The 21996-nt window shown below is 35.5% G+C and carries 18 protein-coding genes; 10 read left to right on the forward strand and 8 right to left on the reverse strand.

Translation table 11 applies throughout. The features are described 5' to 3' along the window. Positions 1-132: 132 nt before the first annotated feature. From C7D53_RS15985 to C7D53_RS15995, 3 genes are all read left to right on the forward strand, one after another. Positions 133-2274, forward strand: a complete 2142-nt coding sequence (locus tag C7D53_RS15985; protein ID WP_106917407.1) for a M3 family metallopeptidase — start codon at positions 133-135, stop codon at positions 2272-2274. 193 nt (positions 2275-2467) lie between these two features. Beyond that, the gene (locus C7D53_RS15990) at positions 2468-2845 is read left to right on the forward strand and encodes a YchJ family protein (RefSeq protein ID WP_106917408.1); all 378 of its coding nucleotides are present in this window, start codon (positions 2468-2470) and stop codon (positions 2843-2845) included. A gap of 4 nt (positions 2846-2849) precedes the next feature. After that, complete coding sequence (locus tag C7D53_RS15995) at positions 2850-3443, forward strand: hypothetical protein (protein ID WP_162926202.1); 594 nt, start codon at positions 2850-2852, stop codon at positions 3441-3443. Between the two features lie 148 nt (positions 3444-3591). Here C7D53_RS15995 and C7D53_RS16000 read toward each other — a convergent pair whose 3' ends face one another. From C7D53_RS16000 to C7D53_RS16010, 3 genes are all read right to left on the reverse strand, one after another. Continuing rightward, on the reverse strand, positions 3592-4092 hold the full coding sequence (locus tag C7D53_RS16000) for an FKBP-type peptidyl-prolyl cis-trans isomerase (protein ID WP_106917410.1): 501 nt from the start codon (positions 4090-4092) through the stop codon (positions 3592-3594). A 124-nt stretch (positions 4093-4216) separates the two neighbouring features. Continuing rightward, entirely contained in the window at positions 4217-4462 is a 246-nt protein-coding gene (locus tag C7D53_RS16005) for a VF530 family protein (protein WP_106917411.1), read from the reverse strand. Positions 4463-4471: 9 nt separating this feature from the next. Next, on the reverse strand, positions 4472-5332 hold the full coding sequence (locus tag C7D53_RS16010; RefSeq protein WP_185126708.1) for a hypothetical protein: 861 nt from the start codon (positions 5330-5332) through the stop codon (positions 4472-4474). 163 nt (positions 5333-5495) lie between these two features. Here C7D53_RS16010 and C7D53_RS21005 point away from each other — a divergent pair, with 163 nt between their 5' ends. From C7D53_RS21005 to C7D53_RS16020, 3 genes are read left to right on the forward strand one after another with little or no spacing between them, the layout of a single operon-like run. Then, positions 5496-5648 carry a hypothetical protein gene (locus C7D53_RS21005; protein ID WP_162926203.1) on the forward strand — a complete coding sequence of 51 codons (153 nt, stop codon included), beginning with the start codon at positions 5496-5498 and terminating at the stop codon, positions 5646-5648. A gap of 10 nt (positions 5649-5658) precedes the next feature. Continuing rightward, entirely contained in the window at positions 5659-6864 is a 1206-nt protein-coding gene (locus C7D53_RS16015; protein ID WP_106917412.1) for a metallophosphoesterase family protein, read from the forward strand. A gap of 3 nt (positions 6865-6867) precedes the next feature. Further along, positions 6868-9903, forward strand: coding sequence for an SbcC/MukB-like Walker B domain-containing protein (locus C7D53_RS16020; RefSeq protein ID WP_106917413.1), 3036 nt, complete (start codon positions 6868-6870; stop codon positions 9901-9903). An 82-nt stretch (positions 9904-9985) separates the two neighbouring features. Here the strand turns inward: C7D53_RS16020 and C7D53_RS16025 are convergent, their stop codons facing one another. After that, positions 9986-11011, reverse strand: a complete 1026-nt coding sequence (locus tag C7D53_RS16025) for an LLM class flavin-dependent oxidoreductase (RefSeq protein WP_106917448.1) — start codon at positions 11009-11011, stop codon at positions 9986-9988. Positions 11012-11303: 292 nt separating this feature from the next. Beyond that, on the reverse strand, positions 11304-13442 hold the full coding sequence (locus C7D53_RS16030; RefSeq protein ID WP_106917414.1) for a S9 family peptidase: 2139 nt from the start codon (positions 13440-13442) through the stop codon (positions 11304-11306). Positions 13443-13765: 323 nt separating this feature from the next. On the opposite strand from C7D53_RS16030, the gene C7D53_RS16035 reads away from it, so the two are divergent. Together C7D53_RS16035 and ygiD are read left to right on the forward strand one after the other, a co-directional pair. Continuing rightward, positions 13766-14278 (forward strand): YceI family protein, encoded by a 513-nt coding sequence (locus C7D53_RS16035; RefSeq protein WP_106917415.1) that lies wholly within the window; start codon positions 13766-13768, stop codon positions 14276-14278. Between the two features lie 81 nt (positions 14279-14359). Then, a complete protein-coding gene (ygiD, locus tag C7D53_RS16040; RefSeq protein ID WP_106917416.1) occupies positions 14360-15187 on the forward strand; it encodes a 4,5-DOPA-extradiol-dioxygenase in 828 nt (275 codons plus the stop codon). 85 nt (positions 15188-15272) lie between these two features. On the opposite strand, the gene C7D53_RS16045 is transcribed toward ygiD, so the two are convergent. The 3 genes from C7D53_RS16045 to hutH all read right to left on the reverse strand — a co-directional run bounded on the left by C7D53_RS16045 (position 15273) and on the right by hutH (position 19034). Next, the gene (locus C7D53_RS16045) at positions 15273-16754 is read right to left on the reverse strand and encodes a S8 family peptidase (protein ID WP_106917417.1); all 1482 of its coding nucleotides are present in this window, start codon (positions 16752-16754) and stop codon (positions 15273-15275) included. A gap of 270 nt (positions 16755-17024) precedes the next feature. Beyond that, complete coding sequence (locus C7D53_RS16050; protein WP_106917418.1) at positions 17025-17474, reverse strand: GNAT family N-acetyltransferase; 450 nt, start codon at positions 17472-17474, stop codon at positions 17025-17027. Between the two features lie 72 nt (positions 17475-17546). Further along, positions 17547-19034 (reverse strand): histidine ammonia-lyase, encoded by a 1488-nt coding sequence (gene hutH, locus C7D53_RS16055; RefSeq protein ID WP_106917419.1) that lies wholly within the window; start codon positions 19032-19034, stop codon positions 17547-17549. A gap of 130 nt (positions 19035-19164) precedes the next feature. Between hutH and C7D53_RS16060 the strand changes: the two genes are divergently transcribed. Together C7D53_RS16060 and uvrC are read left to right on the forward strand one after the other, a co-directional pair. Next, positions 19165-19926 carry a hypothetical protein gene (locus C7D53_RS16060; protein ID WP_106917420.1) on the forward strand — a complete coding sequence of 254 codons (762 nt, stop codon included), beginning with the start codon at positions 19165-19167 and terminating at the stop codon, positions 19924-19926. A gap of 86 nt (positions 19927-20012) precedes the next feature. Next, positions 20013-21809 (forward strand): excinuclease ABC subunit UvrC, encoded by a 1797-nt coding sequence (uvrC, locus tag C7D53_RS16065; RefSeq protein WP_106917421.1) that lies wholly within the window; start codon positions 20013-20015, stop codon positions 21807-21809. The last annotated feature ends 187 nt before the right edge of the window (positions 21810-21996 follow it).

Raw genomic sequence — 21996 nt, forward strand, 5'->3', positions numbered from 1 at the left:
GAAATACCATAATTCTGTACAATTTGAATTTAGGAATAGATGACCATTACTCCATTTTCTTAAATACATCAGGCAAAATATCTTCTGTGAAGCAAGTTTTTAATATCTTTATACTTTAATAACAACTATTTTATGAAGAATATTTCATCGGTATTATTAATTTCTGCCTTGGCGTTCAATCAATCTTGTACTACAATGAAACAGACCGATACTCAACAGGAACTTCCTGCCCCTGATCCATCTTTATCTTCAAATCCTTTTATGAAGAAAAGCAAGCTTCAGTATGAAACTCCGGAGTTTGATAAAATTAAAAACGAACACTTCAAACCTGCTTTTGATTTTGGCTTAAAACAGCACTCTGCTGAAATTGAAAAAATTGCCAACAATCCTGCAGCTCCTACTTTTGAAAACACAATCGTAGCATTGGAAAAAAGTGGAGAAGTATTGAGAAGAACACAAATTGTCTTTTCTAATTTGACAAGTGCCAATACCAACCCTACTTTACAGGCCTTGGATGAAGAATATGCTCCTATTTTTGCAGGTCATTCTGATAAAATGTACCTGAATGAAAACCTTTATAAAAGAATTAAATCCATCAAAGAAGATGGTCTTGATTCTGAAAGCAAAAGATTAGTACAATACTATAAACAAAACTTTGAAATTGCAGGAGCTAATCTTTCTGCAGCAGATAAAGAAAAACTAAAACAGCTCAATCAGGAACTGGCTTCCCTTTCTACTCAATATGCCAATAAATTATTGGAAGCAAGAAAGCAAGGAGGCGTATTCTTCTCTGATGCAAAAGAATTGGACGGACTTTCTGCAGACGAAATTGCAGCGGCTGCAGCTGACGCTAAAACAGCAGGGCAACCAGGAAAATATCTTCTTGCTCTACAAAATACGACGCAACAACCTCTTTTACAAAACCTGAAAAACAGAACAAGCAGAGAAAAGTTGTTTAAAGCTTCATGGACAAGAGCAGAAAAAGGAGATGCCAGCGATACCAGAGAAACCATCGAAAAACTGGCTAAGCTTAGACTTAAAAAAGCTCAGATCTTAGGTAAAAAGAATTTTGCTGAATGGAAACTTCAGGACCAAATGGCAAAAACTCCTGAAGCAGCTACTAAACTAATGAATCAGGTAGCAACTCCGGCAGTGGAAACCGCTAAACGTGAAGCACAGGATATCCAGAATCTTATTGATCAACAAAAAGGAGGTTTCAAGGTAGAGCCTTGGGACTGGAACTTCTATGCTGAGCAAGTAAGAAAAGCAAAATTTGATCTAGATGAAAGCGAAATAAAACCCTACTTTGAAATTACTACCGTTCTGGAAAAAGGAGTTTTCTTCGCTGCTGAAAAATTCTATGGGCTGACGTTCAAGAAAAGAACCGATCTTCCTGTTTACCATCCTGATGTAGTTACCTATGAAGTTTTCGATCATGATGGAAAATCTATTGCCATCTATTATCTGGATTTCTATACAAGAGATTCTAAAAACGGAGGGGCATGGATGAGTAACTTCGTTGAGCAATCTTATCTAATGGGAACAAAACCTGTAATTGTAAACTGTTATAATTATCAGAAACCAGCTCCTGGAAAACCGTCTTTAATTAGCTATGATGACGTTTCAACCATTTTCCATGAATTTGGTCACTCCATCCACGGAATGTTTGCAAGCCAGAAATATCCATCCCTTTCAGGAACTAATGTACCTAGAGACTTTGTGGAATTTCCATCTCAGATTAATGAGCACTGGGCGTTAGATCCTGTGGTTATGAAAAATTATGCAGTTCATTACGAAACAAAACAACCTATTCCACAAGCTTTAGTAGAAAAAATTAAAAAAGCGGCAACTTTTAACCAAGGTTATATGACTACAGAATTAATTTCTGCTGCAGCATTGGATATGGATTGGCATTCTGTAACGAATGAAAGTCAATTGATTCCTGTTTTGGACTTTGAAAAACAATCTTTGACTAATCATGGATTCACACTAGCGACAGTTCCTCCAAGATATCACACTCCTTATTTTGCTCATATTTGGGGAGGTGGATATTCTGCAGGATATTACGCTTATCTATGGTCTGAAACATTGGATAATGATGCATGGGAATGGATTAAAAATAACGGTGGTTTAACAAGAGAAAATGGTGACCGTTTCAGAAAATATATTCTTTCTGTAGGAAATTCCGTGGACCTTAATCAGGCATTCAGAGATTTCACAGGACATGATCCGGATATCAAACCTTTATTAAGAAACAGAGGTTTTATAAAATAATTCAATCAGAAGCATTCTTTTAAGGGTGCTTCTTTTTTTATGTATCCATGGTAATTCCGTGATAATGTGGATTGAATAAAAAAATCTACAAAGAAAAAGTTTGGGTTAAAAATTTTATTTATTTTCAAATAGGTTAAAGCCTGTTTCTATTGATAATCACTATTTTTGTGGACCAAAATTTTAAATAAAAAAGATGAATTGTCCCTGCTGTTCAGGAAAACCCTACGAAGAATGTTGTAAGCCTTACCACACAGGAGAAAAACACGCTCCCACCGCAGAAGCCTTAATGCGTTCCAGATTCTCTGCTTTTGCAATTCCCAATGGTGAATATTTGATGGAAACTACGCTTCCCGGAAAACGAAAACTTCACAATAAACACGATCTTCAGGAGTGGGGAGAAATCAATGAATGGACAAAACTGGAAATCGTCCGGACCCCTGCCCTAAACCAGGTAGAATTTAAAGCTTATTATACAGATCAGGACGGGCATCCACAGCTCCACCACGAATTTTCTATTTTCCAGAAAATGCATGAACGCTGGTACTATGTTTCAGGTGAATTTTTAGATTAATATGATGAAAAAGAACATTATTTATACATTATTGCTGCTATTCTGCAGCTTTAGTTTCGTGAGTGCACAAACTGCTGATGACAAAAAACAAATTTCTCAGGCTGTTACTGATATTTTAAAGGGTTTCCAGACTAAAAACGGAGATCTTATCAACAAATATGTAGATAAAACATATGGCTTAGGCGTCCTTTACAAAAGTGGTGGTGATCTGGGCTTTGTTTTAAATGAAGATATGGACTTCAATATGTCTTTGGGGTACATTCAAAAATCATGGAACATCAGAAATCAATTTCCAATACAGTTTGATACTAATTTTGCATATGACCTGAAGAATAAAAAGTGGATAAAAGAAGGATTATTTGTTCAGTTCAGCTCTAATGCAGTGAATGATTATGCTGACCATTTTTTATCTCAGTATTCCATAAAGGATCAGGAAATTTTTAAGATCAATTCTAATCCTGAAAATGTGGTTGGAGTAACCCTTGCAGAAAATAGTAAGGAAAAGGCGCCTATCAACGGATTTCGTTTTATTATGACCAAGATTGGAGCAAAATGGTTTCTTACATTCATTGACGTTACGGAATATGATGCGGAATAATACGTATACACCACTTCCTGCATTTTTATGATAACCTTATAAAAAAATAAACCACAGAACTTCTGTGGTTTATTTTTTGTCTTAAAATGTATAAGAACAATTGATATTACAAAAAATGTCCGAAAGAATCGGACATTTATATTATTTTTTAGTGAGCGTCTGTACCGTCAATTCCGTGAGAATGACCGTGTGACAATTCTTCTTCTGTCGCTGGACGTGTGTTTAAAACTTCTACCTGGAAGTCTAAAACTTTACCTGCCATTGGGTGATTGAAGTCTGCTACTACAAATTCTGGAGTTACTTCTACCACAAATGCCTGGAAGTTATTACCCTCATTATCAGATAAAGGTAAAATAGCTCCGATTGGAGGAATTCCTGATTCCTTAAACATATCAATCGGCAATTGCGTCATAGCATCTGGTTGTCTTTCACCATAAGCTTCTTCAGGTTGAATAATAAAATCTACTTTATCACCAGTTTTCAAACCATGGATATTTTGTTCAAACTTTGGAATCATCATTCCTACACCATATAAAAATGTGAATGGATTTTCAGCTGTTGTTTCTTCTACAAGAACTTTACTTCCATCTGCTTCAATTGTGTGAAGGATATACTTTACAGCTACAACGTGATTGTTTTCAATTGTCATATTTTCTTTTTTTTGTCGTAATGTTTTTTACGATTAATGATACAAATATAATGATTTTTGAAATTATTGATTAGAAGGAAAAAGCTAAAAGAAAAATATTAAGCAATACCCTGATTTCTAATTTCTAATGTTTTTTTTCATCTCGTTTTTTCTGCCTTAAAACATACAGATACAAACTTTCAACTTTCGCTCTTGCCCAGTCTGTTTTTCGTAAAAACTTCAATGACGAATTGATACTTGGGTTGTCTGTGAAACATTTGATATTAATTTGCTCGCCCAGTTTCTCAAATCCTTCGTAGTATTCTACCAATTCTTCAAGGATGGCATCGAGTCTTTTTCCGTGTAGAGGATCTTTGGACTGTTGTTCCATTATTAATCTTTATTTATTTGAATCTTGAGTATCTTTATTTTCTGATTTTTTATTTTTCTCCAATTGATAATTTGCTATCTTCTTAAAGTTTTTAGTTTTCATTATAAATGCCTTATTAGATTTATTGTTCCATATACTCGCATATTTTTTAGAAACCGTGGTATATGTTTCCCATCCAGTATGTTTTTGATATAACATAAGTGTACAAATATCAGTTGGAGTAATTTGCTGCCAGTTATCCAAAACATGTGAATGTACTCCACCTGCATCTGCTCCCATAGTACCATCACCTATATTATGTACAATTATTCCTTTATGTAATTTTTCAACACTTTCTACTTCATTCTTATTATTAAAAGTCAATAGATAGTCATTTCCAAAAATTACTACATTATTTACAGAAGCTCCAGTTAAAACATATACCTTTTTAGAGTTCTTCTTAATAATAGGTACCAAATTAAAGTTTGTATTATTATAACGATTAAAAATCGTATCATTGTTTATTCTGGTAAGGGCATTCTGTCTGATTGTAAAATAATCCGTCTCAACGGGAGTAAAATCTCTTTCTGACAAATCTACTTTTGCATTTTTAGGATCATAATTGGTAGGAAAAGAAATTGTTGCAATCACTTTATTTTGTTTGGAGAAGAAAATACATTTAGGAACATCGTCTAAATATGAAAAATACCCTCCTATATTTTCCATGTTTTTATAATTTTCTCTTACTACATCCGTTCCGTACCAACTTGCCATTTCACTACGATACAATGCAATACCTTCTTCTGTTACTTTCTCTGATAGTTTTTCAAGGTTCTGAGCATTGATGCATACACCTAACAGTGCAAATAAAAATGTTAAAAAAAATTTCATGGATATTAATTTTCATCAAAAATACTAATAAAATAATTCTACCTGGAAAAGATTTATTCTGGTTATAAATTGAATGATTAATATATGTTCAACCTTGTGTTTTTGTTTCTTATTTTTGATGAAGCTATTTTTACTAGTAAAAAATTATTCGTTACAAACCAATATGAGCAAAAATAACGACGCAAACAGAAAAAAAAACAAGAAGCAAATTGACCAGAAAAAACGTAAAATACAAAATGCAGAAGCAGAAAGGAAAGTACGTTTAAAACAGATTCTGGAAGATTTTAAAGCAAAAGAAAGCGATAATAAACAATGATCAACTTTTTATGAAAATTCTGCATACCGCCGACTGGCATTTAGGAAAAAAACTGGATCGTTTTTCCCGACTGGAAGAGCAGGTTTCAGTACTGGAAGAGATTATTGTGATTGCTGATGAAGAAAATGTTGACCTTATTCTTATTGCCGGCGATCTTTTTGATAATTTTAATCCGGCCGTTGAAGCTGTTGAGCTTTTTTATAAAACCCTAAAACGGTTATCCAAAAACGGTCAACGTCCCGTGATTGCTATTTCCGGAAATCATGATTCTCCCAACCTCATCAATGCACCTGATCCTTTGGCCAGGGAATGCGGAATTATTTTGATAGGACATCCAAAGGCAGAGATTATTCCTTTTGGAACTGAATATTTTAAAATTATAAATTCAAAAGAGGGGTTTATAGAAATGGAGATCAAAAATATGGGTTTTCCTTTAAGAATACTTCACACTCCCTATGCTAATGAAATCCGTTTAAAAGAATATTTTGGAGAAAACAAGGAGGAGGAGATCAACAACGTACTTTCTCAAACCTGGAAAAACCTTGCAGATCAATTTTGTGATGAAGCCGGAGTCAACCTTCTTATGGCACATCTTTACATGAACAAGAAAGGAAGTGCCATACTGGAGGAACCCGAGGGTGAAAAACCCATTAAAATTGGAAATGCCGATCTTATTTATTCAGACAGTATTCCCGAACAGATTCAATATACTGCTTTAGGACATCTGCATGGCTTTCAAAATATCGGTACAAAGGAAAAGCCTGTCATTTATTCATCCTCACCCCTATGCTACAGCTTTAGTGAAGCCGGACAGACGAAATATATTTCTATAATCCATGCAGAACCAGGAGAAGCAGTTTCTTATGAGAAGATTGCCTTAAAAAATGGAAGAGCATTGATAAGAAAAACCTTTACCTCGGTGGAAGAGACCCTTCAATGGCTGCAGGAAAACCCGAATACATTTATTGAACTTACCCTAGAGAGTGAGACTTTCTTAACTGCCGATGAAAGAAAATTGATCTATCAGTCCCATAATGGAATTGTTCATCTGATCCCAAAAGTGAAAAATCAGGAATCTGGTGAGGAGCAAAACCATGAAATTAATTTAAATCAGGATATAGAAATATTGTTCAGGGATTATTTTAAATCGAAAAATAATGGTCAGGAAGCCAATGAAGAATTAATGAATTTGTTTAACGAAATTTTAAATACCTAAGCCATGATTCCTATTCAACTAACGATTGAAGGTCTGTATTCTTATCAGGAACGCCAGACAATTGATTTCAGAAATCTTACGGATGCTGGGCTATTCGGTATTTTTGGTGCGGTGGGCTCCGGAAAATCATCGGTCCTTGAAGCTATTTCGTTTGTTTTATATGGTGAAACTGAACGTCTGAATATGCGTGATAAAAGGGCTTACAACATGATGAATTTAAAATCAAACAGCTCTTATATCGAATTTGATTTTATTAATTATGAAAATAAGCTGTTTCGCGCTACCAGAGATTTTAGAAGAAATTCTAAAAAATTTGAGGATGTAAAACCTTACTCGGTTACATTCTATGAGAATATTGATGGGAAATGGATTCCCCTGGATCATTCCAATGCGGAAACTATAATTGGTTTAAGCTATTCCAACTTCAAAAGAACCATTATTATCCCGCAAGGTCAGTTCAAAGAGTTCCTTGAATTGGGTGCTGCAGACAGAACCAATATGATGAAGGAGATCTTTAATCTTCAGAAATTTGATCTTCAGAATAATGTTTCAGCTTTACATGCAAGAAACAGATCCGAGCTGGATCAGCTGGAAGGACAGTTAAAAGGTTTTGAAGAAATAAATGAAGAGAAAATTCAGCTTCAGAAAGAACTTTTGGTAGAGGAACAAAAAAAACTGAATCAAATAAATGAAAATTTCGAAAAGGTTTCCCAGACTTATCAACAGTTAAAAAACTTAAAAACTGACTTTGAAAGTTTAAGCCAAAATAAAGAAAAATTCAATAAACTCTCTGAGCAAAAACCTCAAATAGATGCCTTGGAAGCCCAAGCTGAGTTATATGACCGTACTTTCAGAATTTTCAATCCTCTAATTATTGAGAAAAACAGACTTTCAAAAGGAATTACTGAAAAAAGAAGTGAAAGAGAAATTCAAATAAAAGCTTTACAGGAGACTGAAATTGTCTTTAATACTGTAAAGGAACAGCTTACTGCTTTGGAACCCAAGTTCAAGGCATTGGAACAGTACAGAATACAGGAAAACGATCTGAATCTTATCGTACAGATTTTGAAGTTTTCTGAGGAAATTAAGATCCTTAATGACAGAACTCAAAAAGGTTCTGAGAAAGTTGCTGAAGTAGATGCTCATAGGGAGGTTATTCAAAAAAGGATTACGGAGCTTTCTAAGAGTATTGATGTTTTAAAAGGGCAAAGGCTTGACTCTGCTCTCCTTTCCAATGTGGGAAGCTGGTTTATCCAACAAAAGGGCTTCAAAAAATCACAACAGGATCAGGTTGAAAAGATTGAAAAGCATCAGAAACAGATACAATTGATTTCTGAAGAATTAAAACCCTTTTCACTTCATGAAAACTTTAGGGAAGATTTCAATGTGAGAAAACAAACACTGGAGGTCAATAAAAAGGAATTTTCTCAGAAGCTGGATCATTTAAAAATTCAAAAGGAACTTTCCCGCTTTGCCAGTGAACTTCATGATGGTGAGGCCTGTCCGCTTTGTGGTTCTCAGGAACACCCTCATATTGTGGAGTTTCATGATGTAAATACTGAACTACAGGAAATTCAGGAGAAAATATTAGGTATTGAAAAAGAAATCCTGAAAATTCAACAGCAGGAAACTGAAATTGAAAAAATTCTTGATAAGAGAAAGATTTTTGAGGAACAGCTTTTGGCAGAACAAAAAAGCCTACATCAGATCCAAAAGGATATTGAAGAACATATTCAGCGTTTTATCTGGAAACAATTCAGCCCGGATCAGGAGAATGATTTTGAGAAAAAACGTTCAGATTCATTTGCTCTGGAAAAAAAGATCGAAGAGATTGACAAGAGTATTGCCCTGGAACGTGAAACTTTAGAAAAGGAGAACAAGGTTTTAGAAAAATATAAAAACGCTTTAGAAACTTTCAAGCTTGAGGAGGTAACAAAACAAGAGCAGATTAATATCAGCCGTTCTAATCTGAAAATTCTGGAATGGAATACCTATGAACAAAAAGCTGTAGCGGAAATTGAAGAAGCTTATCAAAAGTTGGCCCAAGCCAATACTGAAACGGAGCAACATTATCAAAAGGCTTCTCAACAGGAAAAAGATCTTGCTCCTAAACTTGCAGAGCAAAAAGCCATTGTCAGCCAATCAGAAAAACAGATTACAGAACTTGAAAAAGAGGTTTCTACCAATCAGAATGCTATAGGTAAAGCTTTAAATGAACAAAACTTTACAGATTTTAAGGAAGTTGAACATCTTCTTCAGGAGGAAATTAATATTCAGGAAGTGAGAGCTAAAATTCAACAGTTTAAAATTGATTTTGAAGCCTTGAAGAAAATGATTGAAAGCCTGGAATTGAAACTTAAAGGATTGTCTTTTGATGGTGAGCATTTCTCTTTGGTTGAAAAACAGTTTGGCGAAACTCAAACTGAATTGAAGAAAATCAATGATTCCGTTGTCACCATGACCGCTGAAAAAGAGCGTCTGGAAAAGGAATTCAAGAAAAAAGAAGACTTGCTGAAAGATCTTGCAAAACTTCAAAAACGTTCCGAAAATCTGAAGCTGATGATGAATCTATTCAAGGGAGCCGGTTTTGTACAATATGTTTCGTCTATTTATCTGAGACAATTGTGTGATCATGCCAATGTCCGGTTCCACAGGATGACGAGAAATCAACTGAGTCTTCAGCTTAATGAAAATAATGACTTTGAGATCATTGATTACCTCAACGAAGGCAGAAGCAGAAGTGTAAAAACACTTTCGGGCGGACAGGCCTTTCAGGTTTCATTAAGTCTGGCACTGGCGTTGGCAGAAAGTGTTCAGTCTAATGCACAGGCTGATAAGAATTTCTTTTTTATAGATGAAGGCTTCGGAACGCAGGATACCGAATCAGTTAATATTGTATTTGAAACCCTTACAAATCTGATGAAGGAAAACAGAATTGTGGGAATTATTTCTCACGTTGAAGAGCTTAAAGAAAAGATTCCTGCTGCCCTGAATATCGTGAAGGATGAGGAAAGAGGAAGCTTAATTGAGCGTGTATAAACATCTATTTTAAAACTACAAAAGTCACAAAGGTCTTTGATGTAAAAACTTTTGTGACTTTTGATAAATATATCAGGTTCTCTTATAATTCCTGTATCATCGGTTTTACTTCGTCCCCAAATAACTCAATTGATTTCATCATGATATCATGAGCAGGATCACCAATGTCCATATGCCCGATAAATCTTGTGATCCCGAAAATTTCTTTCATATAAGCAATTTTATCTGCTACTTCGGCCGGACTACCAATAAATAAAGCACCATCTTTACTTCTTCCTCCATCATACTGCGCTTTGGTGTAAGGAGCCCAACCTCTGGAAGCTCCTATCCTATCCATCTGGGATTTGTAGTTATTAAAATATCCGTCTACCACATTTTGATCATTACTCACAAAGGTATGGGAGTGAATGGCAATTTGCATTTTGGAAACATCATGCCCTGCTTTTTGATATTCCTGTTTATAAAATTCAATTAGATTCTTAAACTGAATTGGCATTCCACCAATGATTGCTACCACTAAAGGCATTCCCAATTGTGCTGCACTTAGGACCGATTGCGGAGTTCCTCCAACAGCTCTCCAAATAGAAATTTTACCGTTGTTTTTTGCTCTTGGGTAAACAGTTTGGTTTTCCATGCGTGCACGAAGTTTTCCTGACCAGGTTACGTTTTCTTCAGTATTGATTTTTAATAACAACTCCAGTTTTTCATCAAAAAGAGCTTCATAATCGTTTAATGAATAACCATACAATGGAAATGATTCAATAAAGCTTCCACGTCCTACAAATATTTCTGCTCTTCCGTTGGAAATGAGATCCAGTGTTGAAAAATCTTCATAAACTTTTACAGGTTCTGATGAACTTAATACTGTAACACCGCTTGCCAGTTTTATATTTTTTGTAATGCTTGCTGCTGCTGCCAATACCATTTCAGGGGATGAAACTGCATAATCCGGACGGTGATGTTCTCCCATCGCAAAAACATCAATACCCACCTCATCCATTAATTTTACCTGTTCCAATATTTCATGAATCTTGGTTCCTGCATCTCTATATTTTCCGGTAGATTGGTCTAAAGCCAAATCTCCGAACATTCCTATTCCTAATTCCATATTGTTGATTTTAGTCATACAAAATTACCACTATGAAAAATCAAAAACATTGATGTTTGTTAAGATCGGAAATACTGTTTTATATAAATGATACTTTTTGTTGGAAAACGCGAAGACGCAAGGCTTTTTATCTTTACACTGTTTTAAGGCGCAAGAAAGTCGAAGATTTTCAGGAAGAATTGGTTTTTATAATCCTTACAACATAACCTATTTAATAATTTTACGTCTTTTCCTTTTCCAAAAAGATTAGCAACAACAAAAAATCCAGCCTAAAATAGACTGGATTATATTATTATTTCTTCAGATACAGATTAAAGTAATCTGTGATTTTCTGCATCAGATGAACTCTGTCTTTTCCAATTACATTATGCGGATGTCCAGGATATGCAAAGTAATCCAATTGAACACCATTATCCACTGCTGATTTGATGAATTTTATGGAATGTTGCCATACCACTACATCATCTTGTGCACCGTGAATCATCAATAATTTACCTTTCAGGTTCTGAACTTTATCCAAAAGATTAGCAGCAGCGTATCCTTGAGGATTTTCCTGTGGAGTATCCATGTATCTTTCTCCGTACATAATCTCGTACATGCTCCAGTCAATTACCGGTCCACCGGCAACACCTACCTTAAATACATCAGGCTTACGAAGCATAAAGCTTGTTGTCATAAATCCTCCGAAACTCCATCCGTGGATTCCCATTCTTTCTGCATCTACATATGGAAGAGATTTCAGGTAGTCTACTCCTTTCATCTGGTCGTTCATTTCTGTTGTTCCCAGATTTCTGAAAACAGCCTGTTCAAATTTCATCCCACGGTTGGAAGACCCTCTACCATCCATTGTAAAGATGATGTATCCGTTTTGAGCCATATATTCATACCAAAGATTTCCAGAAGCCGGGAAGCTATTCGTGATTAACTGTAAATGCGGCCCGTTATACAGATAAACAATGGTTGGATATTTTTTATTAGGATCAAAATTAGTCGGTAGAATCACTTTACCATATAATGGAGTTCCATCGTCAGCTTTTAATTCTACATTTTTAATTTCAGGTCTCTGATAGTTCTTCAATGGATTTTCAGAGGTAAGGATATTTGTGGATTTTAAATTGGCTGTATTAATGATATTCCCTACTCTCGGAGAATTTGCATTACTGTAAGCATCATATAAATAGTTTCCGTCACTGCTTAGAACTCCTGTATGCATACCCTCACTGTTGTCTAGCCTCTGCATTTTAAAATTCGTCCAGTTGATTTTATATAAATGTCTTTCCAAAGGAGTTTCTTTTGTTGAAGTAAAGAAAATTTCCTTTTTCTTATCATTAAATCCTAAGATATCGGTTACCAACCAGTCTCCTTTTGTAATCTGAGCAACCAATCCTTTATCAAGATTATAATGGAATAAATGATTGTACCCTGTTCTCTGACTCTGCCAGATGAAATCGGTGTTTGAATTTGGGAAGAATGTAAGCGGGTGTTGTGGCTCAACATATTTACTGTCTGTTTCTTCAAATAATGTCTTCACCAATGTTCCGGTAGCAGCATCATATTGATTCATCTTCATGTGATTCTGACCTCTGTTTAATACTCCTACAAAGATGTACTTTGAATCAGGACTCCACGTGATAGCTGTTAAATACTGATCTTTTTCCCCTTCAACCTTCAGAAAAGTTGTTGCCTGAGTTTTGATATTAAAAACCCCTAATGTTACCTGATGTGAAGCTTGCCCTGCCATTGGGTACTTCATGTTATGGTTAACGGCTGGCGTTACAGACCAGTCAATAATTGGGTAATCTGCAACCATTGTCTGATCCATTTTATAGAACGCTACACTTTCAGAATTTGGAGCAGGGAAAATTCCTGTATCAATTCCGAATTCATTTCTGTGAACGGCCTGACCACTGATTATATTCTCATTGGTTTCATTGGTTACTGCAATGGTTTTTCCGTTTTTATTTACAAATAAATTATTCTTTGCTGTAAAGGCAAAAGTCTGCCCGTCACCAAACATTTTCACATTGGCAGCGTCCTGATCTACAGCCACAGAATTCTTTACTTTCCAGTCGGTTCCTGATTTTTCTATCCAGAACATTTTACCGCCTGTATTGAAATATCCATTGGATGTTCCCGTAAATCTGATAGATGGAACAGCTTTCAGTTTATCGTTTGTAAACTGCCTGTTCAGTTGCGTCAGGGATACCAGAGTGTCCTGTTTATTTGTTTTTAAATCTGTTGCCAGATATCCACCTTTTACTGCCTGGATGTAAGATTTCCCGTCTGTAGACCATGAAAATTGTGAAATATTTTTCACGGCAAGATTGGTTCTCATTCCATTTACAGCCTCCGCCATCGTAAATTTCTGTGTTTGGGCAAATGCTGAACTACCCACAACAAGCATCAATAAAGAAAATTTATGTAATTTCATTGTATAAAATTGAATCCATCAAAAATAAGAAATAAAAATCATCCGTTAAGAAACGTTAAAATAAAACATTCATAAAATAGGATTAATGTATTGATAAAAATTATTTCTTACCTTAATACTAGAATTTATGAGGATTATTAGACGGACACACAGATTCAAAATTGGCCTAAAAAGATCAATGGATAACAGGAAAAAGTGAATAAAAAGCTTAAAATTGGATGGAATTTGAAGCATACATGCATTTCTTATCCTATATCAATGACTTGTATACTCTCTCTGTTCTAAATTTGCATCATTAATAATAACAAAAAATACAAAATACAATGGCAACAAAATGGAACCTAGACCCTACGCATAGTGAAATTACATTCAAAGTAAAACACATGATGATTTCTAATGTAAAAGGAAGCTTCAGAACTTTCACTGCTGAAATTGAAGCTGAAGATGAATTTTTTGCAAATGCAAAAACTACTGCAACCATTCAGACAGATTCTGTATTCACTAATAATACAGACAGAGATAATCATTTAAAGTCTGCAGAGTTCTTCAATGCTGAAGCTCACCCAACAATCACTTTTGAGTCTCTGAAATTAAACAATGAGGTGGTAGGAAACCTTACCATTAACGGGATTACAAAACCAGTAACATTGGATGTTGATTTCGGAGGAATTAATGTAGACCCATGGGGGAATACAAAGGCAGGTTTCTCTTTTGAAGGGAAAATTAGCAGAAAAGACTTTGGGCTTAACTGGAATGCAGCTCTTGAAGCAGGAGGTGTAATGGTAAGTGATGATGTGAAAATTGCTGGCGAATTACAGTTTGTAAAACAAGTATAATTTGTAACATACTTTTTGAAAGGTTCAGGGATTTTTTACTAAAACCTTGAACCTTTTATTTTTTTATTAATAAAGCTATTTATGAATCTCAACGATCTGCAAAACATAAGCGAGAGCTTTAAAAATACTCAAAGAATGCCGGTTTTATTCCTTGGACATGGTTCTCCCATGAATGCCATTGAAGAAAATCAGTTTGTACAGGGATTTCGAAAAGCAGCAAGTGAAATTCCAAAACCGAATGTCATCCTTTGTATTTCTGCACATTGGTATACGGAGGGAACTTTTGTGACAGCTATGGAAATGCCTAAAACGATTCATGATTTTTATGGTTTTCCTAAGGAATTGTTTGATGTGCAATATCCTGCTCCCGGAAATCCTGAACTAGCCAGGGAAACAGCTGAACTTTTGCTTCCTATAGATGTGGAAGAAGATCATAACTGGGGCCTTGATCATGGAGCGTGGTCTGTCATCAAACATATGTATCCAGATGCAGATATTCCGGTAATCCAGTTAAGCATTGATTATACAAAGCCCTCGCAGTATCATTATGATCTGGCAAAAAGACTGAACAAGCTTCGTGAAAAGGGTATTCTGATCATCGGAAGTGGAAATATTGTTCATAATCTACGTTTAATCGACTGGAAAAACATCAATACGGTAGGCGCTGGCTGGGACTGGGCTATAGAAGCCAGAGAGAAAACCAACAACTGGCTTTTGGATGGTGATTTCCAGCATATTATTGATTATCAGAAACAGGGAACATCCTTGCAATATGCTATTCCTACACCGGATCATTATCTGCCATTACTTTATACTTTAGGATTGAAGGATCAGTCCGAAGAACTCACCTTATTTAATGATGAACTTATTGGTGGTTCTCTTAGTATGACAAGTGTAAGGATTGGTTAAGAAACCTAAAGAAATATTTTTCAAAAAAATAAAAAAAGGAAATACCTCAGTGGAGATATTTCCTTTTCTTTTATATAGAATATGTTTATTGTACTGCTTTTAAAACATTTATATTTCCGTACCCATAGCTTGAATTCACATTTGGATAATAGGTTGCTGCCTGTCTCATTTTATTAAGGACCTGATCTCTTGTCCATGATGGATTTTTGGACCAAACCAAAGCCGCAATTCCTGCGGTAGCTGCAGTAGCTACTGAAGATCCACCTACATAATCTGCCTGTCCGTTATAATAGCTTAAAACCGGAACCGTACTTCCTGAAGCTCTTTCCATCTGGAATGTAAAGTCAATTTGGCTTCCGGAGTGGCAAACATCACACTTCTGATTGGAAGTACCCTCTTTCACTCCTGTTATTGCCTGCGTTTCGGACATTGATGCCGGGAAAATAACGCCTACAAAATTTGTAAAACTGGTAGAAGTTCCCCCTGCACAAAAAATCAATTTTCCTCTGGCATAGGCGTACTTCACTCCATCTTCAATTTTCCCTACGGAAAAAATATGTCCCATTGACATGGATATGATCTTTACATTGGTATTATTCCCAAGATCCGTAAATGCAGTTTTCACTCCATTCTGCTCACTGGAAGTCTCTAGTACAACATTCTCAGCAGCACGGTAGGCAATTAAATTAGCATTATAAGCTACACCTACAGGCAATCCTGCATTATTTCTTGGTGCGGTCATTACAGAAGCCATTTTTGTTCCGTGCCCGCACTGATCCACTGAGCCGTCAGAATTATAAGCCCCTACTTTACTGATTGTTCTTCCTGATGAAGCTCCATTATTAAAGCTTCCTCCCAATAAGGTCTGTTCTGGAGAAACGCCGGTATCAATAAGACCTATTGTTACTCCCGCTCCGGTACTATAGCCCCACGCTTCAGGAATATTATGTTTTGTAAATGCCCATGGAATTTTTGCACTTGGAGTGGTAGAAGTATAATCTACCGCATTTAATGTGGCTGATGAGAAACCACATCCGGAAGAACCGCTGCCAGAAGATCTTCCTGCTGTATTCAACTTAGCTTCATTTTCAAAATAGTGATAGTCTGCCGGCTCCACATAACGGATGGTCTTCATTTGACGAAGAGCTGTCAAAGTTTCTTCCTTGTCAATAATGACATCCATCTGATTAAGATACTTATCTGTGGTAAGGAGAAATCTTGCGGTTTCTACTCCTTCATATTTTTTGATGACAGATAGAATTTCATTTTCCATTGCCTGATTATCCGGAGACTTACTTCTGTCAAAATCATCCTTAGATGAACCAAACCCTACAGATACCATTCTATTTCCATGAAAAACAGCACTCCAAAGAAAATGATCTGATTCATTTTTCCAATTGAATGCTCCATCCGTTTTAATGGCTTGGTTAATTCTTTCATTGATCTGTTTTTCTGTCAATGGACCTTTTTGAGTTACTTCAATATTTGGATTTTCATTTTGAAGTTCCCCTGTGGTACAAGAGTTTAAGGCAAGAAATAATGCCAGGAAGAATACACTTTTTTTCATATGTTATAATTTTGGTTGGAGCCACAATATAACACTTTAGCGGGAATTACAAATTTAAAAAAAATGAATTTAGCATTACATGAATATTAATTACCTGTTAGAAACCAAACTCTTATGCTTTATATTATTTTAAAGAAAAGGAAAAAGAATAATGTGATAAAACCGCTCCCTACAGAGAATAGGAACGATCACTCACCCAAATAGCAATATTTTTATAATTAAAAAGTATTCTTAATTCTTGTTGGTTTTTATATTGAAATTTCAAGTTTACTATCCTACTCTTTTTTCATAGCATACACTGTTATCAACACCTATGTATTGACCATAATTAGGAATCTTGTAGAAGCCACATTTTTCATAAACAGAAATCGCATTTTTCAGATCCTGGGAAGTTTCCAGTACTGCTTTTTTATAACCTAATGCCTTCGCCCAGTCTTCCAATTCATTTACAATGGTGGTTCCTAGTCCTTTTTTCCTGAATTTCGGATTTGTAAACATCCTTTTAATCTCTACAGTATCCATTGAAAACTCCTTGAAAGCCCCACAAGCAGCCGGAGCTTCATCAATGTATACAACGATACAGTTTTTAATTGTATCAATTTTGTTAAATTGATCAAAGAACTCATGATCATCTCCATTATGTTCTGCCAGAGTTGCATCAAGGTGCTTAACAAGATTTTGAAAATCCGGATGATTAGAATCTGTTCTAAGTATATTCATTTTTTAATTAAAGTTTAATGGTGACAGTAAACAAAAAAGCTTCCTTTCGGAAGCTTTTCATTTTATTTTTGATTAGTTTACAACAAACTTTCTTTCATTGATAAGCTCCGCAATGGCTAGCATATCCTGTCCGATCAATCTGTCGTCTTCAAGTTTAGCAACCTTAGAACGAAGAATAGTGTAGTTTTCTTCAATCAATTTAGAGCACTTAGCCGGTCTTCTGAATTCAAGCCCTTGTGCTGCAAACATTAATTCAACAGATAGAATATTGACAAGATTTCCAAGAACCTGATTGAATTTTCTTCCGGAGATACTTCCCATGGAAACATGATCCTCTTGTCCTAAACTGGTTGGAATAGAGTCTGCAGATGCAGGGAAACATAATGTTTTGTTTTCAGTAACCAAAGCTGCGGAAGTATACTGAGGAATCATGAATCCTGAGTTTAATCCTGAGCTTTCTGTCAATAATCTTGGAAGACCATATTTTCCTTCCAATAATAAATAGCTTCTTCTGTCTGAAATATTTCCTAATTCTGCAGCAGCCAATGTTGCGTAATCTAAAGGTAGAGCCATCAGCTGTCCGTGGAAGTTTCCTCCGGAAATAGATTCTTCGGCACTTAGTACAATTGGGTTATCTGTTACAGAATTTAGTTCTGTTTCTGCCATTCCTTTCAGGTGTTCAAAAGAATTTCTACTTGCCCCGTGAACCTGTGGTACACATCTCATGGAATAAGGATCCTGAACTCTCTCACAATCTTCATGAGCCTGCATATTTTCTGATCCTTTTAAAAATTTCAGCATTCTTGCAGCTACTTTTTTACTTCCTGCGAAAGGTCTGATCTCATGAAGTTCTTTTTTGAACGGGCTTGCCGAACCTCTGTATGCTTCAATACTCATTGCTGCAGTTACATCTGCAAGATCCAATAAATATTCAAATTTTTCAAGTCCTTTTATCGCATGGGCCAGAATAAACTGTGTTCCATTGATTAATCCTAACCCTTCTTTTGGACCTAAAGTCAATGCTTCAAGATTATTTTTCTGCAATACTTCCATCGTATTGGAAACTTTATCCCCTTCCCAAACCTGTCCTAATCCCAATAAAGGCAGTACAAGATGTGCTAAAGGAGCCAAATCTCCGGAAGCACCTACAGAACCCTGCTCAGGAACTACAGGAATGATATCTTTTTCAAGCATCAGGATCATTCTTTCAATCACTTCTAAGGAAACCCCTGAAAATCCTTTTGACAGGGCATGAACCTTAGCAATCATCATAATTTTGGAAAGTTCCTTATCAATTGGTTTTCCAACTCCTACTGCATGAGAAATAATAAGGTTATACTGTAACTGAGCTGTTTCATCAGCTGATATTTTAGTATCGCACAATGGTCCGAATCCTGTATTAATCCCATATACACATCTATCGGATTCTACTATTTTCTGTACGTTTCTCTGAGATTTTAAAATTTGTTCTTTGGCCGCTTTATTCAGCTTGGCTTTATTTGGCTTTTTACATATTTCCAGAACATCATGGAAAGTAAAGACATCTACTCCGTATATCATTTCTAAAAAATTTTCTTAAAATTACGCATTTAACCATAACTGGAGAAACTAAATTTCATCGTTCTATCTTTTTATGAAAAGAAGTAATTTAATTTACTATTTTTAGCACCGAAATTAAAAACAATAATCCATGAGACTGAAAACTTTACTGCTTGCTTTATGCGTTGCAGGTACCACAACTTTCGCCCAGAAAGTAAAATACTCCAAAGAAGATATCAAAAAAATGGAGATGTATCTCTTCAACGAAGGCTTTAATACACCCTCTCCTAAAAAAACATCAACCATTACTCTAAAAGACGGGAGTTCTCACAAAGGCTTCTGTAACAGCATCGAAACAAAAAAGGGGCAAATTTATGAGGTGGCCATCAAAGACAGTATTACTAAAAAGACAGCAAAGTTTAATGCTGATCAGATCAGTGAAATGTATGTTTATCCAAGCAACGGAGAAAAAATAATGAAGGTTTCAAAGTACATGGGGAACATCAGAAATTACAGCACCAAGAAACTAACGAAAAATACCAACAACGACAGAATTTATTTTGTAAACCAAACGGTTTCTTTAAAGAATAAAAAAGACGAAAAGGAATTTCTAATGCAGGTCATCAATCCTGGTTTTGATGATATCATTTCTGTATACCATGATCCAAGGGCTAAAGAAACAACAGGTTTTTCCGTAATGGGATCTCCACAGCTTGGTGGTGGCGTTATCAAATCCTATTATGTAAAAAAAGGAGATAAAATTATTTGGCTTCACAAGGATGATTTCGAGGACAATTATGATTTTCTTTTTGGTGATAATTCTGAATTTGTCAAAAAATACCCTAAAAATTCCGTTGAATGGGATTATTTCAGCTTTCTTATCAGCGAATACACTGCGATGACAAACGGATAATCTGTTTAAATATTTGAATTAAAACCTGTAGATCTTCCTGCAGGTTTTCTTCTTTTTAATAAGGAAAGTTTCCTTAATTTTGTTATATGAATCCTTCTTTAGAATTACAGCTCAAAACCTTACCATCCGAACCCGGCGTTTATCGTTATTATGATAAAAACGAACAGCTCCTGTATGTCGGAAAGGCAAAAAATTTAAAGAAGAGGGTTCTCTCCTACTTCAATAAAAATCTATCCGGGTATAGAATTAAAATAATGGTCGGTAAGATCCAGCGTCTGGAAACAACAATTGTGAACAGCGAATACGACGCCCTTTTACTGGAAAATAATCTGATCAAGGAGCATCAGCCGTTTTATAACGTGATGTTGAAAGATGATAAAACTTATCCCTGGATTTGTATCAAAAATGAAGATTTTCCAAGAATTTTTCTGACCAGAAATGTAATCAAGGATGGTTCTGAATATTATGGTCCTTATGCAAAGGTTCGTCCTGCAAAGATTTTATTGGATACCATTAAGCATATTTATAAACTCAGAACCTGCAACCTGAATCTTGCTCCCAACAAAATAGCCGAAGGAAAATATAAGGTCTGTCTGGAATATCATATCAAAAACTGTGAGGGTCCTTGTGAGGATCTTGAAAGCAAGGATGAATATGATGAAAAGATAGATTCCATCCGTGGGATCATTAAGGGAGATTTCCGAAAAGCAAAGGAATATCTGGTTAATCAAATGATGAAACTGGCTTCTAATCTTCAGTTTGAAGAAGCTCAGATCATTAAGGAGAGATTGGATATCCTAGAAGACTATCAGGCCAAGAATACCGTTGTAAACCCCAATATTGATGATGTAGATGTCTTTGGAATGACCAGTGATGAAACTGCCGCCTACATTAACTTCTTTAAGATAAGAAACGGAAATATCATTCAGAGCTTTACCACAGAGATCAAAAAAATTCTGGAAGAAACAGATGAAGATATCATGGAGGAAGCCCTTATTGAAATCCGACAGAAATTTTCATCCGATTCAAAGGAGGTTCTTCTCCCTTTCCACCTCTCTGTAGAAATTCCGAATGTGAAGCTTATTGTTCCTAAGGTTGGTGATAAAAAGCGAATTGTGGAGCTTTCTGAAAAAAATGCAAAGGAATATCGTCTTGAAAAACTGAAGCAGGTGCAGATTATTGATCCGGAAAGACATACCAACCGAATCATGGCTGAAATGCAGAAACTGCTCAGAATGCCTGTAGAACCAAGACATATTGAAGGATTTGATAACTCAAATATTCAGGGAACGAATCCTGTTTCTGCCTGTGTGGTTTTTAAAGATGGTAAACCAAGCAAGGCTGACTACAGAATTTTCCATCCTAGAACAGTGGAAGGCCCTAATGACTTTGCCACAATGGAAGAAGTTATCTACCGCCGCTACAAAAGAATGCTGGATGAGGGTGAAAATCTTCCACAGCTGATACTTATTGATGGAGGAAAAGGACAGTTATCATCCGCTGTAAAAAGCCTAAGGTTATTAGGACTTTATGGAAAAATAACCATTGTAGGTATTGCCAAAAGGCTTGAAGAAATCTTCTTCCCGGAAGATCCTATTCCATTGTATCTTGATAAAAAATCTGAAACCTTAAAGATTTTGCAAAGAGTGCGGGATGAAGCTCACCGTTTTGGGGTAAAGCATCACAGAACAAGAAGAAAAAATTCTACCATAAAATCTGAATTGGAAGAAATTCCAGGTGTAGGAGAAAAAACCATTGAATTATTACTATCCAAGCTTAAATCCGTTAAACGAATTAAAGAATCGAATTTGGAAACCCTAGAAGAGATTTTAGGAAAAAGTAAAGCTAAGGTGATTTGGGAATTTTTCAATACCAATGGCTGATCATTTAAATTTTACGGGTAAGTTATTCACAAATATTTGAACTTTTAGCATCAATCATTCATCACACTCTTATTTCCCAAATAAGAGATACAAATACTTAAAAACCCTTAAAAAAACACATAAAAAACAATGAAATGTAAATAATTTTAAAATTTATATTAAATAATAGTGTTATTTATATTTTTTT

It is taken from the genome of Chryseobacterium aurantiacum (assembly GCF_003020585.1).
GTDB classification, from domain to species: Bacteria; Bacteroidota; Bacteroidia; order Flavobacteriales; family Weeksellaceae; genus Chryseobacterium; species Chryseobacterium aurantiacum.

Coding starts and splice junctions, on each gene's coding strand:
- C7D53_RS15985 (WP_106917407.1), top strand. CDS start 133: ATGAAGAATATTTCATCGGTATTATTAATTTCTGCCTTGGCGTTCAAT.
- C7D53_RS15990 (WP_106917408.1), top strand. CDS start 2,468: ATGAATTGTCCCTGCTGTTCAGGAAAACCCTACGAAGAATGTTGTAAG.
- C7D53_RS15995 (WP_162926202.1), top strand. CDS start 2,850: ATGAAAAAGAACATTATTTATACATTATTGCTGCTATTCTGCAGCTTT.
- C7D53_RS16000 (WP_106917410.1), bottom strand. CDS start 4,092: ATGACAATTGAAAACAATCACGTTGTAGCTGTAAAGTATATCCTTCAC.
- C7D53_RS16005 (WP_106917411.1), bottom strand. CDS start 4,462: ATGGAACAACAGTCCAAAGATCCTCTACACGGAAAAAGACTCGATGCC.
- C7D53_RS16010 (WP_185126708.1), bottom strand. CDS start 5,332: ATGAAATTTTTTTTAACATTTTTATTTGCACTGTTAGGTGTATGCATC.
- C7D53_RS21005 (WP_162926203.1), top strand. CDS start 5,496: ATGAGCAAAAATAACGACGCAAACAGAAAAAAAAACAAGAAGCAAATT.
- C7D53_RS16015 (WP_106917412.1), top strand. CDS start 5,659: ATGAAAATTCTGCATACCGCCGACTGGCATTTAGGAAAAAAACTGGAT.
- C7D53_RS16020 (WP_106917413.1), top strand. CDS start 6,868: ATGATTCCTATTCAACTAACGATTGAAGGTCTGTATTCTTATCAGGAA.
- C7D53_RS16025 (WP_106917448.1), bottom strand. CDS start 11,011: ATGGAATTAGGAATAGGAATGTTCGGAGATTTGGCTTTAGACCAATCT.
- C7D53_RS16030 (WP_106917414.1), bottom strand. CDS start 13,442: ATGAAATTACATAAATTTTCTTTATTGATGCTTGTTGTGGGTAGTTCA.
- C7D53_RS16035 (WP_106917415.1), top strand. CDS start 13,766: ATGGCAACAAAATGGAACCTAGACCCTACGCATAGTGAAATTACATTC.
- ygiD (WP_106917416.1), top strand. CDS start 14,360: ATGAATCTCAACGATCTGCAAAACATAAGCGAGAGCTTTAAAAATACT.
- C7D53_RS16045 (WP_106917417.1), bottom strand. CDS start 16,754: ATGAAAAAAAGTGTATTCTTCCTGGCATTATTTCTTGCCTTAAACTCT.
- C7D53_RS16050 (WP_106917418.1), bottom strand. CDS start 17,474: ATGAATATACTTAGAACAGATTCTAATCATCCGGATTTTCAAAATCTT.
- hutH (WP_106917419.1), bottom strand. CDS start 19,034: ATGATATACGGAGTAGATGTCTTTACTTTCCATGATGTTCTGGAAATA.
- C7D53_RS16060 (WP_106917420.1), top strand. CDS start 19,165: ATGAGACTGAAAACTTTACTGCTTGCTTTATGCGTTGCAGGTACCACA.
- uvrC (WP_106917421.1), top strand. CDS start 20,013: ATGAATCCTTCTTTAGAATTACAGCTCAAAACCTTACCATCCGAACCC.